General features: G+C 66.4%; 13 protein-coding genes. 5 read left to right on the top strand and 8 right to left on the bottom strand.

Going from position 1 to position 15,554, the window contains the following annotated elements:
* The first annotated feature begins 17 nt into the window (after positions 1 to 17).
* Together AAHH99_RS12610 and AAHH99_RS12605 are read left to right on the top strand one after the other, a co-directional pair.
* Entirely contained in the window at positions 18 to 209 is a 192-nt protein-coding gene (locus tag AAHH99_RS12610; RefSeq protein ID WP_418768907.1) for a ferredoxin, read from the top strand.
* A 3-nt stretch (positions 210 to 212) separates the two neighbouring features.
* A complete protein-coding gene (locus AAHH99_RS12605; RefSeq protein WP_418768906.1) occupies positions 213 to 1,448 on the top strand; it encodes an NAD(P)/FAD-dependent oxidoreductase in 1,236 nt (411 codons plus the stop codon).
* 1 nt (position 1,449) lies between these two features.
* Here AAHH99_RS12605 and AAHH99_RS12600 read toward each other — a convergent pair whose 3' ends face one another.
* The 3 genes from AAHH99_RS12600 to AAHH99_RS12590 form a co-directional block, all read right to left on the bottom strand.
* Positions 1,450 to 2,913, bottom strand: a complete 1,464-nt coding sequence (locus tag AAHH99_RS12600) for an APC family permease (protein ID WP_418768905.1) — start codon at positions 2,911 to 2,913, stop codon at positions 1,450 to 1,452.
* Positions 2,914 to 3,127: 214 nt separating this feature from the next.
* Positions 3,128 to 3,610: a hypothetical protein gene (locus AAHH99_RS12595; protein WP_418768904.1), complete on the bottom strand. Its 483-nt coding sequence runs from the start codon at positions 3,608 to 3,610 to the stop codon at positions 3,128 to 3,130.
* A gap of 52 nt (positions 3,611 to 3,662) precedes the next feature.
* A complete protein-coding gene (locus AAHH99_RS12590; RefSeq protein ID WP_418768903.1) occupies positions 3,663 to 4,049 on the bottom strand; it encodes a DUF2237 family protein in 387 nt (128 codons plus the stop codon).
* A 79-nt stretch (positions 4,050 to 4,128) separates the two neighbouring features.
* Here AAHH99_RS12590 and AAHH99_RS12585 point away from each other — a divergent pair, with 79 nt between their 5' ends.
* Positions 4,129 to 5,379 carry a KasA/KasB family beta-ketoacyl-ACP synthase gene (locus AAHH99_RS12585; protein WP_418768902.1) on the top strand — a complete coding sequence of 417 codons (1,251 nt, stop codon included), beginning with the start codon at positions 4,129 to 4,131 and terminating at the stop codon, positions 5,377 to 5,379.
* A 3-nt stretch (positions 5,380 to 5,382) separates the two neighbouring features.
* Here AAHH99_RS12585 and AAHH99_RS12580 read toward each other — a convergent pair whose 3' ends face one another.
* The 4 genes from AAHH99_RS12580 to AAHH99_RS12565 form a co-directional block, all read right to left on the bottom strand.
* Complete coding sequence (locus AAHH99_RS12580) at positions 5,383 to 6,258, bottom strand: cyclopropane mycolic acid synthase family methyltransferase (protein ID WP_418768901.1); 876 nt, start codon at positions 6,256 to 6,258, stop codon at positions 5,383 to 5,385.
* An 82-nt stretch (positions 6,259 to 6,340) separates the two neighbouring features.
* Positions 6,341 to 7,285 (bottom strand): cyclopropane mycolic acid synthase family methyltransferase, encoded by a 945-nt coding sequence (locus AAHH99_RS12575; RefSeq protein ID WP_064396577.1) that lies wholly within the window; start codon positions 7,283 to 7,285, stop codon positions 6,341 to 6,343.
* A gap of 123 nt (positions 7,286 to 7,408) precedes the next feature.
* Complete coding sequence (locus AAHH99_RS12570) at positions 7,409 to 9,784, bottom strand: flippase-like domain-containing protein (protein WP_418768900.1); 2,376 nt, start codon at positions 9,782 to 9,784, stop codon at positions 7,409 to 7,411.
* Between the two features lie 106 nt (positions 9,785 to 9,890).
* On the bottom strand, positions 9,891 to 11,348 hold the full coding sequence (locus AAHH99_RS12565; protein WP_418768899.1) for an aldehyde dehydrogenase family protein: 1,458 nt from the start codon (positions 11,346 to 11,348) through the stop codon (positions 9,891 to 9,893).
* 42 nt (positions 11,349 to 11,390) lie between these two features.
* Between AAHH99_RS12565 and AAHH99_RS12560 the strand changes: the two genes are divergently transcribed.
* Entirely contained in the window at positions 11,391 to 12,776 is a 1,386-nt protein-coding gene (locus AAHH99_RS12560) for a cytochrome P450 (RefSeq protein WP_418768898.1), read from the top strand.
* Here AAHH99_RS12560 and AAHH99_RS12555 read toward each other — a convergent pair whose 3' ends face one another.
* Complete coding sequence (locus AAHH99_RS12555; RefSeq protein WP_418768897.1) at positions 12,777 to 13,295, bottom strand: hypothetical protein; 519 nt, start codon at positions 13,293 to 13,295, stop codon at positions 12,777 to 12,779.
* 404 nt (positions 13,296 to 13,699) lie between these two features.
* On the opposite strand from AAHH99_RS12555, the gene AAHH99_RS12550 reads away from it, so the two are divergent.
* Positions 13,700 to 15,508 (top strand): protein kinase domain-containing protein, encoded by a 1,809-nt coding sequence (locus AAHH99_RS12550; RefSeq protein WP_418769613.1) that lies wholly within the window; start codon positions 13,700 to 13,702, stop codon positions 15,506 to 15,508.
* Positions 15,509 to 15,554: the final 46 nt, after the last annotated feature.

Raw genomic sequence — 15,554 nt, 5'->3', positions numbered from 1 at the left:
AACCGAGAGGAGCGTCGATGATGAAGGTCTGGGTTGACTTCGACACCTGTGACGGCAACGGCGTGTGCATGAGCATCTGCCGGGAGGTGTTCGACGTCCGAGACGACGGTCTTCACCTCCTGCAGGAGCAACCGGGCGAAGAGTTGCGAAAACAACTGGTCGGCGCGGAAGTGTCGTGTCCAACCCGCGCGATCACGGTGGAGGACTGACGGATGTCGCCGAGTCGTCAGCTCAGCAAGGTCGTCGTCGTCGGGACCGGAGTGGCGGGCACGATGGCGGCGCAGACACTGCGGGCAGAGGGTTATGACGGTGAGCTGACGATCGTCGGCGGCGAACGCCATGCGCCCTACCACCGGCCGGCCCTGTCGAAGAAGTTGCTGACCGGTGAGGTGCACCGGGCCGGCATCGACATGGCGCCGCAGAGCGCACTCGAGGCGCATGCGCTGCGAGGGGCCACCGCCGTCGGTGTCGATATGGCGTCGCGCATTGTTCGCGTACGTGACGTCGGCCAAGACCGATCGCTGCCGTTCGACGGACTCGTCATCGCCAGCGGCGCGGTGGTACGCCAGTGGCCGGTCGGTCCGGTTCCCGATGGCGTGATGACGCTTCGGACGGTCGACGACTGCCTTGCCATCCGTTCGAAGCTCGGCAGGCGCAAGCGTGTCGTCGTGATCGGTGGCGGCTTCATCGGTGTCGAAGTCGCCGCGAGCCTGCGTTCGATGGGACTGAAGGTCACCCTGCTGTCCCGGACGGATGCCCTATTGCAGTCCGCTTTGGGTGAGGAGATGGGCCGCTACTGGACCGACCTGCATCGCCGCCATGGGGTGGATGTGCGATGCGGTGTCGAAGTGGATGGCTTCGTCGGTACCCGCCACGTCAAAGCGGTTCGCCTGAGCGACGGTTCGAAGGTGAAGGCCGATCTTGTTCTCATCGGGCTGGGAGTCGAGCCGGCCACCGATTGGCTGCAGGGCTCTGGGATCAAGGTGGATCGGGGTGTGGTGTGCGACGCCACCGGTGCCGCACAAGGTGCGACGGACGTCGTCGCCGCCGGCGATGTCGCGCGGTGGTGGCACCCGCTGTACGAGCAGCACTTGCGTATCGAGCACTGGGATCAAGCCTCCCGTCAGGGCATCACAGCGGCGCGCAATCTGTTGGTCGGACCCGCCAAGGCCCAAGAATACGATGCGGTGCCGTACTTCTGGTCTGACCAATACGACACCAAACTCCAACTACTCGGAGTACCAACGGATTACGACAGTGTTGAGGTCATCGAGGGAAGCACTTCGAGTGGAGGGTTCGTTGCCGCGTACGAGAGAGCCGGGCGGACGGCCGCGGTGCTCAGCACCATTCCCGGCCGGGTGAACGACTACCGCAGCGAAATCGCCCAACGGGCGGCCTTTCCTCCGCACTTCCACGCGGGCCAACCGGCGGCGAGTTCTTCACGCTGACTCAAAACGCGTCGGGATCACCGGGCTCGGTTTCGAGCACCTCACGGTTGAAGATCATCATCTTGGCGAAGTACAGCCCGCCCGCCGCCACGACGCCCAAGACAATCAGGTCGGGGACCAGTGAGTCCGAGGGCGACATCAGCGCGACCAACGAGAACACCACCCAGATGATGGCGGCGATCGCCACGGGGACCTCGAAGCGTCCCAACCCGAACGCACCCTCCCTGCGGCCCAGCCGCTTTCGCACCGACAGGTACAACACGGTGATGGCTCCGTAGATCAGCGCCGGAAGGATCGTCGACCCGACGATCAGCTGCAGCAAGGCCTGACCTGGCAGCTCCACCATGAGAGCGACGCCCACGACGAACATCAGCACGGTCGCGGGAATCGGCGTACGGGTGCGCGGGTTGACTCGGCGGAACAAGGTGTAGCCCGGGAAGCGGGAATCACGAGCCATGGCGAACACGATGCGAGAACACGAGGCCAGCATCACCATCCCCGCACCGAACATCGCAAACGCGATTCCCGACAACAGGATTCGCTCAGTGAGGGATCCCAGCTGATCGCGGATGATCGTCGCCACCGGTGATTCACTGTTGCTGACCTCCGGAATGCTCTTGATCCCGACGGTGAGGGTGAAGATGAAGATGAAACCCAGGACGGCCGATGCCAGCACCGAGGTGACGATCGCCCGCGGGACGCTGCGGTAGGGGTCCTTGGCCTCCTCGGCCAGGTTGGCCGCCGAGTCGAAGCCCACCAGCGTCACCAGTCCCATGACCATCCCGGCCATCAAGCCGCCGCCGATCGCGAAGTAGTCGGGTGAGCCGGCGGCGATGCCCTGCGAGACCATGTTGTCGACGGTTCCGCTGCCGCTGAACACCATCACAGCACCGAGTCCGATCACCAGCACCACGACGATCGTCAACTCCAGCGCCACCGCGGTCGAGGTGACCATTCCGAGCAGCCGGGTCGAGGCGATGACGAGCACGGTTTGCGTCGCCAACACCGCCAGCGTGATCAGCCGCGCCACATCCTCGTCGGGCGCCATACCCAGCAGCGGCATGAGCGCCTGACTGGCGAGCGCGTTGTCCATGGCCACCACTCCGATGGCCAGAAACCAGAACGTCAACCATCCGAAGAACCAGCCGACCTTCGGGTTCGCCAGCCTCGATGCCCACTGATAGGAGGAGCCGCTGAGCGCGATCCGAGCGGCGAACTGGGCGACGACGAGCGCGACCAGGGTCTGACCGATTGCCGCGACTAACCACAGCCAGATGCCGACGGGTCCCGAACTCTGAAGCACCGCACCATAACTGGCGAAGACACCGACCGCAACCGAGATGAACGCGAACGAGATTGCGAACACCTGGAACGAGCCGAGACTCCGCTTCAGTTCGGGCGTATAGCCGCATTCCCGAGACTCGTCATCGGCGGATTGACCCTGCACGACGCCCTCTATGGTCATCCGCCCACCCTTCTGAATTTAGTGAACAGCAAGGCACCAGAGTTTACGCGAACGTCAATTCCGCGATTGTTTTCGTGGCTCATCTGTTCGTTCGTGGAACGGTCCTCAGTCTTCGGAAGGTCAACGGTCATGACAGAGGTTGAACCGGACGATATAGATGGCGACGAATTACGTGAGGACGGTGGTTATGCGAGGTCGTCGGCAGACGTGTCGGTCACGCGGGGGTGAACCGCACCGCCGCGATGCGTTCCCGGCGAACCGCATCCGCGAAATCCTCGGCCGACGGGATGCCACCGTCGCGGAATTTGAGGCCCATCATCGTCGGCGCACGCTTCGGGCCCCAGGCCTTCGCGCAGCGGTGCGACAACTCGGCGACGAGCGCGGTGTCGGTCAGCAGTTCACCGCGCATCGGCGTCGTCCGCCCGTCGAGCAGCACGTCCGCCGTCGCCCCGTCACGGAAGTTGTTCTTCCACGCCGCTGCAGTCAGCGCATACAGTTCGCCGTCAATCCTGTGGGCGCTCAACGGGATTGAGTATCGACGCCCGCTCTTACGCCCGACGACGTTGATCACCATCATCCGACGACGCAGCGGCCCTGCCAGCGGCGTGCGCAGCAACCTGCCGATCAACGGATTCACGATCCGCAGCACCCTGTCGGACGGGTGCGCCGCCGCGACGGCGTGGGTTTGTTCAGCCATGGGTTCACGGTAGGACGGGCGCGTCCGGTTGACCGGGTTCTGGCGAAAGCGACTAGAGCGATCCGAGGTCGTCGGGCACGTCGACGGCGTGTTCGCGCAGCGCCTCCAGCGGAATCACCTCGAGCGTGCGTTCATGCGTCGACGCCAGCACCACCGGCGCGGCGAAGCCGTCCCGATAGGCCTTCAACCAGTTCACCGCGGTCACGCACCAGCGGTCACCCGGCCGCAGACCGGGAAAGCGGTACTCCGGTCGCGGCGTGGACAGGTCGTTGCCGATTGACCGTTGGTGCCGGAGGAACTCCGCCGTCACCACCGCACAGATGGTGTGGCTGCCGAGATCCTCGGGCCCGGTCGAGCAGCACCCGTCCCGGTAGAAGCCGGTCATCGGGTCAGAACTGCACGGCTCCATTGGCCCGCCGAGCACATTGAGGTCAGCCACAAGTCGTCCATCGTTTTGGAGGGTCCTAATATTCAGTACTACCCGAACATATTCTGGCGAGTGACGAGGAGCATCCGGCATGGCCGCGCTCAGGACTGGCGACGGATTTCCCGACATCGTCGTGACCGCTGTCGCCTCGACGACAGCGTTGGCCACTGACGCCGAAGAGACCTGGCAGCTGCTCCAGCAGGGCAGAAGCGGCATCCGGGCGCTCGACAAGTGGTTCGTCGACGAGTTCGACTCGCCGGTCCGCATCGGGGGCGCGATCCTCGAGAATCTCGACGAGCACCTGGACCGCGTCGAACGGCGCCGGACGTCGTACATGCAGAAGATGTCGACCGTCCTGAGCCGCAGGCTCTGGGAAATCGCGGGCGACCCCGACGTCGACACCCGCAGGCTGGCGGTCTCGGTCGGCCTCGCGCTCGGCAGCACCGAGGAAATCCCGCTCCAGCACGATCTCTGGCGGCAGAAGGGCCTGCGCGCCGTGTCGCCGCTGACCATCCAGATGTACATGCCCAATGGGGCGGCCGCGGCGGTCGGCCTGGATCGGAAGGCGAAGGCGGGCATCATCTCGCCGGTGATGGCCGATGCATCGGGCGCCGCGGCCATCGCACAGGGCTGGCGACACCTCGTCCTGGGCGAGGCCGACATGGTGATCTGCGGCGGGGTCGAGACCCACATCGAGGCGGTCCCGATTGCGGCGTTCAGCCTGCAGGAGCTGTTGTCGACCAACAACGATGATCCCGCGGGCGCCTGCCGACCCTTCGACAAGGACCGCGACGGCATGGTGTTCGGCGAGGGCGGTGCGCTGATGCTCATCGAAACCGAGGAGCACGCAAAGGCGCGCGGTGCGCAACCGCTGGCCCGGCTGATGGGCGCGAGCATGACCTCGGACGCCTACGACATCACCGAGCCCGATCCCGACGGCGAGCGCGCCAGCGACGCGATCGCCCGGGCGATCGAACTGGCAGGCCTCAGCCCGACCGACATCGACCACATCAACGCCAACGCCACCGGCACCGTCCACGGCGACCTGGCCGAGGCCAAGGCCATCCGCAAGGCGCTCGGCGACCACTCGCCTGCGGTGTACGCGCCCAAGGCGGCGCTGGGGCATTCACTGGGATCGGCCGGTGCGATCGAGGCCGTGTTGACGGTGCAGGCGCTGCGCGACGGGCTCGTTCCGCCCACGCTCAACCTCAAGGACCTCGATCCGCAGATCGACCTCGACGTGGTTGCCGAGAGTCCGCGCCGCGCCGACTACCGGTACGCGGTCACCAACTCGTTCGGGCTCGGCGGCTACAACGTGTCGTTGGTGTTCGGCGCCTACTAGCGGCTATTTGGTCAGCGTGAACTGTCCGACGTAGCTGACGTTGCGGCTGAAGAAGTCCGAGCAGCCGCGCAGGTACTTCATGTAGCGGTCGTAGACCTCCTGCGACGTCACCGCGATCGCCTGATCCTTGGCGGCCTCGAGCTTTTCGGCCCACGTGTCCAGGGTGCGGACGTAGTGCGGGGTCATGTCGTCGAAGTCGGCGACGGTGAAGCCGGCGTTCCCCCCGAACTCGTAGACGTCCTCGTCACACGGCACGGCGCCGCCGGGGAAGATCTCCTTGGCGATGAACCGCATGAACTTCAGGTCCGACATCACGATCGGGATGCCCAGCTCGGGCCAGCGCTTGAGCGGGTGCCCCATGATCGTCTGCAGCACCATCCGGCCGTCGGCGGGCATGACGCGGTAGCAGGTGTCGAAGAACGCCTTGTACTTCGTCTTGGGCCACGCCTCGAACGCCTCGATGGACACGATGCGGTCGACCGGCTCGTCGAACTCCTCCCAGCCCTTGAGCAGCACCCGCCGCGAGCGGTCCGTCTCGACCGCGTCGAGAATCTGCTGGCCGAGTGCGTGCTGGTTACGGCTCAGCGTCAGCCCGACGACGTTGACGTCGTAGGTCTCGATCGCGCGCTTCATCACCGAAGCCCAGCCGCAGCCGACGTCGAGCAGTGTCATCCCGGGTTTCAGGTCGAGCTTGGCGAGCGCGCGGTCGATCTTGGCGTACTGCGCTTCCTCGAGGGACATGTCGTCGCGTTCGTAGTACGCACAGCTGTAGGTCCGCGTCGGATCCTGGAAGAGGCCGAAGAAGTCGTTCGAAAGGTCGTAGTGGGCTTGAACGTCCTCGTACGCCACCTTCATCGTCGTCCCCGAACTATCCGACATCTTCCTTTGGCCTCCTATGCGGTTACGCGACCCCGACGACCCCGTAACGACCAAGCTTTATATCGCACTTTTCGTAAACCGGCTAAGCAGCCGCCTTCTCACACGTGAACTGAGCGACGTCGGTGTAGCCGTCGCGGAAAAGGTCGGCACAACCGGTCAGGTATTTGCGGAAGCGCTCGTAAATCTGCTCGGAGGTGATTTCGATCGCCTCGTCCTTCTTGGCCTCGAGGTTCGCTGCCCAGGTATCGAGCGTCTTGACGTAGTGCGACTGCAGGTGCTGTTCACGCGTCACCGTGTAGCCGGCCTTGTTTGCGTGCTCGCGCACCATCGAGGCCAGCGGCAAACGTCCGCCGGGGTAGATCTCGTCCATGATGAACTTGATGAATCTCACCCGGGACATGGTCAGCGGCAGTCCTTTTGCCTTGATCTCCTCGTCCTCGGGAATGATGATTGTGTGTAGCATCATCACGCCGTCGTCGGGCATCCAGTTGAAGGTCTTCTTGAAGTAGTCGTCGTACTTGTTGAAGCCGAAGTGCTCGAACGCCCCGATGGAGACAATCCGGTCGACCCGGCCCTCGAATTCCTCCCACGGCTGCAGCCGGACTTCCATCTTCCGGTCGCTCTTGATGTTGGCGAACCGGTTCTCCTCGATGTGGCGCTTCTGGTTCTCGCTGAGCGTGAGGCCGATGACGTTGACGTCGTACTTCTCAACGGCCCGCTGAATCGTCGAACCCCAGCCGCAACCGATGTCGAGCAGCGTCATTCCGGGCTTCAAGCCCAGCTTGCCCAATGAGAGGTCGACCTTCGCGAGCTGCGCCTGCTCCAGCGTGTAGTCGTCCTTCTCGAAGTACGCGCAGCTGTAGGTCTGCGATGGATCCTGCCAGAGCTTGAAGAACTCGTTGGAGATGTCGTAGTGGAACTGGACTTCGTCCTTGTCCGATCCGCGCGTCTGCGATGCGGATTTGGATAGCCACTTCGACTGCGCCTGGTCTGTCGAGCTCTGCTGTGTATCTGAGGTTCCCACCACGGCCCACCCTTAGAAACTGATCGAGGGACGAATATTCGACTATCGCGCAGTTTTCTTCGACACGATGGTGAAACAGTACCTCTGGCCGCTGCGGTAGTGAGTGGCGGCACCACGACATCAGGCCTAGATTTTCGAATTCCTGGTCATCCAGCGCATCACCTGCCAACCGACGAATACCGGCAGCCAGATCGTCAACACGCGATAGAGCAGAACCGACGGTACGGCCACGGCGGCGGGCATGCCGAACGCCGCCAAGCCGCCGATCAGCGCCGCTTCGACCGCGCCGATCCCGCCCGGAGTGGGCGCGGCCGAGGCCAGCGTGCCGCCCACCATCGTCACAACGGTGACCGTGATGAACGACGTGTCACCGCCGAAGGCTTCGATCGCCGCCCACAGCGCGAACGCGTTGCCCAGCGTCGTCGCGGCGCAGCCCGCCATGATGATCGCCAGCCGTCGCGGTTCCCGGGCCAGCGCGATGAGGTGCCCGATCACCTCCTCCAGCCGCGGCCGCACCGCCGTCGACAGCCACCGCCGCAGCTTCGGCACCAACAAGAACGTGCCGACCAGCCCGAGCAGCACACCGGCGATCAGGTACAGCAGCGTCACGTTGGGTACGAAGCGCGACAGGTCCGCCGACACGCCGGCCGCGGTGGAGAAGAAGATGAGCAGCCCGAGGTGGGTGATGACCTGGACAGACTGCTGCAGCGCGACGGCGGTGGTGGCACGCATCGGGCTGACACCGCCCTTCTGCAGGTACCGCGCGGACAGGGCCAGCCCGCCCACCCCCGCGGGCGTCGTGGTGGCGGCGAACTTGTTGGCCACCTGCATCACGATCAGCCCCCACAGGCTGACCAGCCCATCGGCACACGCCCAAAGTGCCGCCGCCGCACCGAGGTACGTCAGGCTCGTAGCGGCCAGGCCCAGTAGTGCCCACCACCAGTTCGCGGTACGCAGTTCGGTGACGAACGTCGGCACTGAGGACAGGAACGGGTACGCGACGTAGACCAGCGCGGCCAGCAGTACCAGCTGAATCACCTGGCCGCGGGTGAACCGCGTGACGGTCTCGGTGCGGATCTCGTCCACCAGGGTCTGACGCTTCACCTCGTCACGGGCGGCGGAGATGACGGTCTTGGCGGCGGTCACGGAGTTGCGGATGCGCATCGGCATCGCGGCCATGGTCAGCCGCCGCGACGCGGTCAGCACCGCTTCGTTGCCGAACGCGTCGATCGCCGCCCGCACTGCCGAACCCGCGTCGTAGAGATGCGTCGTCGTCACCAGCAGCTGAGCGATGTCGCTGCGCAACTGGGCGTCCGTGGCGCCGTACTCGGCGTTGTCGAATCCGCCGAACAACACCGTCTCTGCGTCGACGGTGATCTCGCTGCTGCGCAGGTCACCGTGGGAGATCTGGCAGTCGTGCAGTTCGCGCAGCGACTCCCACACCCGGCCGACGGGTATCGAGTCGGCACACTCGCTGATCGGAATTCCGCGCGGCGGGGTGTGGGCGTACAGCGTCCAGCCCCGGTCCAGCGCCGCGACGGCGATCGTCGACGCGTTGGCGATCTTGAGCTCGCCGATTGCGATGGCCATCAGGGCGCGGTGTTCGACGAGGCGGCGCATCGACGCGTGCAGCGGCGCGGTCTCGCGGTCGCGCAACCGCACCTTGCGCCACAACTGCAGCAGCACGCCGCCGCCGCGCTGATGGGGCCCGTACAGTTCCATCACCGCCGCGGTCTGCTGGCCTTCGCAGGTGGCGGTGAGTACGAGCGGTCCGGCGCCGGCGGGGCGCACCACCCGCAAGCCGGTGACGACGCATCCGCGCCGAGCCATCGCCCGCACAGCGCCGTCGAGGGGCACCTCCAGCCCGGGGGTTCCGACGACGAGCACCACCAGGGCGCCGACGAACCAGCCGGCCGTCAGCCCGACCAGCGAGCGGGCCGGCACCACCGCGCTGACCACCAGGTGGATCGGCACGAACGCCAGCAGGAGCGTCCACCACCAGCGCCGCCATCGGGCAGGCAGCCAGGGTCCGGAGACGGTGAGCACGGCGGCGAGCATCGCGATCCAGCGCGGGTCGTCGACGAATTGGGACGCGAACGTGTCGAGGCGCCCGGACAGGTCGAAGTGCCAGCGCGGCGCCGTCAGCCCCAGGCCGCTGATCGACAGCGCGGCTCCGGCGAGGACGGCCGCCGCTGCGTAGGCAGCTAGCAGCTTCCACTGTCGCGACAGGATCAGGCTGACCAGGATGACGAACGGCAGCGCGACGATCGCGATGCCGTAGACGAGGTAGACCAGGTTGGCCTGGGTGGGTGTCAGAACCGCGACGATCTCGGAGATCGAACGTTCCAGCGCCACCCACTCGTTGCGGGTGATGACCGAGCCGGTGATGACGACAGCCAGGAACAGCGCGGCCAGCACGACGCGGACGATGTCGTTGGTCCGCCTCGTCAAAGGCTGCAGCAGGCTGCCCGAGACGGCCACGTCCCGTCCGTCAACGCGCATGTATCAACGATCTTCTCCGGTCGGGGGCCACGTCGGTAGCGACCCGCCGTCAACTTAACCGCTGACCCGAGGAAAGCGGCTCATTGGCCGACCGGGACTGGAGAAGTCAGATCGCGTACTGCCTCGGCTCGTGCTGCACGGAGATCCAGTGCTCGGTGGTGAACTCGTCGATGGCCCACTGGCCGCCGAAGCGACCGATCCCGGACGCCTTCTCCCCGCCGAACGCCGTGTTGGCGTCGTCGTTGACCGGTGCGTCGTTGACGTGGGTCATCCCGGTGTCGATGCGACGGGCAAACCGCACCGCGCGCTCGACGTCGCGGCTGAACACCGCCGACGACAGCCCGTACTCGGTGGCGTTGGCCAGTTGCAGCGCGTCCTCGTCGTCGTCGGCCCGGATCACCGTCATCACCGGCCCGAACACCTCCTCGCGGGCGGTCGCCACGTCGTTGGAGCCGGTGAGGATGTGCGGTGGCAGGCACTGGCCGGTCGGGCCGAAGGGGTCGCCGCCGATCAGCAGGGAGGCGCCGTCGCTGCGGGCGCGTTCGAGTTTGTCCTGGATCGACTCCACCTGCGAGGTGTTGATGATCGGTCCCAGCTGGGTCTCGGGATCGCGCGGGTCGCCGACGCGCATCGCCTTCGTCCGCTCGACGAAGCGGTCGAGGAACTCGTCGAAGACACTGCCGTCGACGATCGTCCGGTTGCCGATCATGCAGATCTGGCCCTGGTGGAAGAACGAGCCGAAGACCGCGGCCCGGGCGGCGAGGTCCAGATCGGCGTCCTCGAGCACGACGATGGGGCCGTTGCCGCCGAGTTCGAGCGCGGTGCGCTTGATCCCGGCCTTGGCCGCGATGCCCTCGCCGACGGGCGTGGAGCCGGTGAACGAGACGACGCGCGGCGTCGGGTGTGCCACGATCGCGTCGCCGATGTCCGAGCCGGAGCCGACGACCACCGAGAGCAGGCCCGGCGGCAGGCCGGCCTCCTCGAAGATCCGCGCGAGCAGCAGTCCGCCGGTGACCGGGGTGTCGCCCGCCGGTTTGAGCACCACCGCGTTGCCGACGGCGAGCGCGGGCGCCACCGACCGGTTCGACAGCTGCATCGGAAAGTTCCACGGCGAGATCACCGCGACGACGCCGACGGGCTCGCGGTAGATGCGGCTCTCCTTGCCGGGGATGTCCGAGGGCATGATCTTGCCCTCGACGTGGTGAGGCATTGACGCGGCTTCCCACAGGACCGAGCGCACCAGGTTCCACTCGAGTTCGGCTTTGGCGAGCGTACCGCCGGACTCGCGGACCAACCAGTCGGTGATTTCGTCCTTGCGGGCGCCCATCACGTCGGCGGCGTCACGCATCACCTGCGCGCGGGCCATGGGCGGTTGGGCCGCCCAATCCCGCTGTGCCTCAGAGGCTGTCGTGTAGGCCTCGTCGAGGTCGTTCGCGTCGGCCTGCGGGATCTCGGTCAGCACGTCGCCGGTGTAGGGGTCGGTGTCCTGCCGGATCTTGCCGGACGAGCCTGCTCGCCACTGCTTGCCGATCGGCATGGTGTCGTAATCGGGATAGCGGGTCATTTTCATTGCCTACCCGCTGCCGGCGGCATTACTCTATTAGGCATGAGTCCAACAACGGCGTCGGCGCTGCCGCCGGGACCTCGGCTCCCGTCGTTCGCACTGCTATTGCTGATGATGCGGTGGTGGCCGCGGATCGTGTCGATCTGCCAACGCCGTTACGGCAACGTGTTCACGCTGACCAATTCGATGGTCGGCTCGATGGTCTACCTCTCCGATCCGGCCGACATCAAGACGGTGTTCGCCGGCGACCCGCGGATTTACCATGCCGGCGAGGCGAATTCGATGCTGGTGGGGTTGCTGGGGGACAGCTCGGTGCTGGTCGTCGACGACGAGGTGCACCGCGAGCGTCGCCGGCTGATGATGGCGCCGTTCCATCGTGACGCGGTGGCGTCCCAAGCCGACGTGATGGCCGGGATCGCGGCGCAGAACATTGCCGGGTGGCCGGTGGGAGAGCCGTTCGCAGTGGCGCCGAAGATGTCGGAGATCACCCTCGAGGTGATCCTGCGGACGGTGATCGGCGCCAGCGATCCGGATCGGTTGGCCGCGCTGCGTGAGGTGATGCCGCAACTGCTGAACGTAGGGCCGTGGGCGTCGGTGGCGATCGCCAAACCCAAGCTGTTGAGACATCGCCTGTGGCAACGGTTGCGCCGCAACATGGATCACGCCGACCGGCTCCTGTATGCCGAGATCGCGGACCGCCGCGCAGATCCCAACCTCGCTGAGCGCACCGATGCGCTGGCGATATTGGTGCGCGCGGGGGTTGACGATGGCGCCGGGATGACCGACCGGGAGCTGCGCGACCAACTGATCACGCTGTTGGTTGCCGGGCACGACACGACCGCGACCGGGTTGTCCTGGGCACTGGAGCGGTTGACCCGCAATCCGGATGTGTTGTCAAAGGCCGTGCGGGCCGCCGAATCCGGCGACGACGAGTATCTGGACGCGATCGCCAAGGAGACGCTGCGGAATCGCCCCGTCGTCCCCGATGTCGGCCGGATCCTCACCGAGCCGGTGGAGATCGCCGGTTACCGGCTGCCCGCGGGGGTGATGGTGGTGCCGAGCATCACGCTGGTGCACGACGACGCCGGCATCTATCCCGATCCCGACCGCTTCGACCCGGACCGCATGGTCGGCGCGACCCTGAGCCCGACGACGTGGTTGCCGTTCGGCGGCGGCAATCGCCGTTGTCTCGGAGCGGGATTCGCGATGGTGGAAATGCGGGTGGTGCTGCGTGAGGTGTTGCGCCGCGTCGAACTGGCGACGACCAGAGCCGCAGGCGAACGGCCGAAGCTCAAGCACGTGATCATGACACCGCACCGCGGTGCGCGAATCACGGTGTCGGCGAAGAAGACTGTCGTGTCGACGGCGACGGATCAAGCTGCATCAAGATCCGCCACCGCCGACACATCATCCGCGACGCAGAGCTGATCAGGGGATGTCGGTAGCGGGCACGCTGCCGCAAGCGACTCCGGGAATGCACCCGGCGGCGCCTTGCGGTCCGGCCACGCCGGACGGTCCGCCCGGAATGGCGCCCGCGGCGCCCTGCGGTCCGGCTGTGCCGCCCGGGCCGCCGGGGATGGCACCCGTCGCGCCTTGCGGTCCGGCTGCTCCCGCGGGACCGCCGGGGATTGCACCCGCGGCACCCTCGGGTCCGGCCACCCCGGCAGGTCCACCGGGAACGGCGCCGGCCGCGGCAGGAGCGCCAGGAGGCGGCGGCGGTGTCCACACACCCGGCGCGGGAGGAGGCGGCGGGGGAGTCCACATACCCGGCGCGGGCGCCGGGGCCGGAGCGACCGCGCAACCTGTGCCCGCGGGGTCGACGCAGCCCGAGGGGCCACCGGTCGGAAGGAACGACGGCGAAGCAAAGCCTGCAGGCGCGGCAGCGATCGCGGCAGCCGCCGCGCCGGCCACCAGGAGCGGTGAAAACTTCTTCAGGTTGGTCAACATGCCGGTGCTTTTACCACTGTCACCAAAGCTCAAACCTCAAATTTGCGCGTGAGCTCACCTCAAACCCCGCATGAGCCCACCTCAAACCCCCGCATGAGCCCACCTCAAACCCCCGCGAGCGACCGTGTTTGTGCGCCGACACGCCGCGTTTGGCCGTACAAGAGCGGTCGCTCGCGGGGTTGAGTGGCCGCGCGACGGCTCGAAGGACCGACGACATACGACATTCCTCACCGACAGCAACCTCTCCCACCAACCCTGAAAACCCCGTCGGGAGCATCACCTCGGCAGGCCCGAGGCCGCCCGCCAATAACGGCGAAGAATATTCAAAGATTCTGGCAAACATGATGTAACTTCAATCGACACACGATGCGGGGTTGGCCGCTGTCGAGGGGTTAATAGAGACGGTGGACGCGACACCATTCGGGCACTACCAGCTGCAGGAATTGATCGGCCGCGGCGGCATGGGCGAGGTCTACCGCGCCTACGACACCAAGACCGACCGCATCGTCGCGCTGAAGGTGTTGCCGCCCAGCATGGCCGCCGACGAGATCTTTCAACAGCGGTTCCGGCGCGAGTCGCAGGCCGCCGCCGGGCTCAACGACCCGCACGTCGTGCCCATTCACGGGTTCGGCGAGATCGACGGCCGCCTCTACCTCGACATGCGCCTCATCGAGGGCCGCAACCTGGGCGCCATCCTCAGCGACGCCGGTAAACGCCCGCTCGACACCACTCTCGCGGTCAAGATCGCCGAACAGGTGGCGACGGCTCTCGACGCCGCGCATGCCCGCGGTTTGATCCACCGCGACATCAAGCCGTCGAACATTCTGGTCACCGAACGCCAATTCGTGTACCTCATCGACTTCGGCTTGGCGCGCAGCGCAGGCGAGAAAGGCCTGACCACCGCGGGCAGCACACTCGGGACGATGGCGTACATGGCCCCCGAACGCTTCGAGGGCAAACCGGTCGACCAGACCGCCGACATCTACGCGCTGGCCTGCGTGCTCTACGAGTGCCTGACCGGCGTGCGCCCGTATCCCGCCGACACCCTCGAGCAGCAGATCGCCGGCCACATGAGCAAGGACGTGCCGAAGCCGTCGGCGGTCGATCCGCGATTGGCGGCCTTCGACGAAGTCATCGCCAAAGGTATGGCCAAGACGCCTGCCAAGCGCTACCAGAAGGCCGGCGACCTGGCCGACGCCGCACGCCGTGCGCTCACCGCACCGGTACGCACCGCAGGCAGCGGCAGGCACCAGGCGCGACGGGCGCCGGCAACGGCACGTGTCCGGCGGGTGCCACGCCGGATGCTGGCCGTGGCGGCGTCGGTCATGCTGGTCGCGGCGCTTGGCACGTTCGGCGTACTGCAGTGGCGCGGCGGCCAGGACGGCAGCGCCAGACCGGCCGGCGTCGAGGAGACCACGACGCCGCCGCCCGCCGTCGACGGCGCGGTGGCATCGATCGCAGCGACGGTGCCCGAGGAGATCCGGTCGACGGGCAAGCTCGTCATCGGCGTCAACACTCCTTATGCGCCAAACGAATTCAAAGATGCCGACGGTCAGATCGTCGGCTTCGACGTCGATCTGATGAACGCGATCGCCCGAACCCTGGGGCTAGTCCCCGAATACCGCGAAACCGCATTCGAGGCGATCCTGCCGTCGGTTCGGGCCGGCGACTTCAACGTCGGCATGTCATCGGTCACCGACACGAAGGAGCGCGAGGAGTCGGTCGACTTCGTCACCTACTTCCAGGCGGGCACGCTGTGGGCGCAGCGGACCGGGTCCGGGTTCACCCCGGCCGACGCGTGCGGGCTCCGTATCGGCGTGGCGTACGCGACGCTTCAGGAGACCGAGGAGATTCCGGCGAAGAGCAAGGAGTGTGTGGCTGCCGGATCAGCGCCCATCGACGAAGTCGTCTACGTGACGCAGGACGATCTGACCAAGGCGCTGATCAACGGCGAGGTCGACGTCATGGCCACGGACTCACCGGTCGCGGGGTTCGCGATCAAGACCTCGGGAGGTGCACTGGAGGCCGCAGGCGACGTCTTCAACTCCGCGCCCTACGGCTGGCCGGTGGCCAAGGGGTCCGGGCTGGCCGAGTCGCTGCGCCAGGCGTTGGCGCACCTCATCTCCACCGGCGAGTACCGCACCATCGCCCTGATGTGGGGCGTGGAGAAGGGCATGATCTCCACGCCGCAGATCAACGGCGCGACCCGTTGATCACATGGTTCTGGGTACGGGTGTAACCTGAAGGCAGCCGTTTCCG

The organism is Mycobacterium neumannii, assembly GCF_048452905.1.
In the GTDB taxonomy this organism is placed as follows: domain Bacteria; phylum Actinomycetota; class Actinomycetes; order Mycobacteriales; family Mycobacteriaceae; genus Mycobacterium; species Mycobacterium neumannii_B.
The sequence above is the reverse complement of the archived record's forward strand: the minus strand, read 5'-3'. Positions and strand labels throughout refer to the sequence as shown.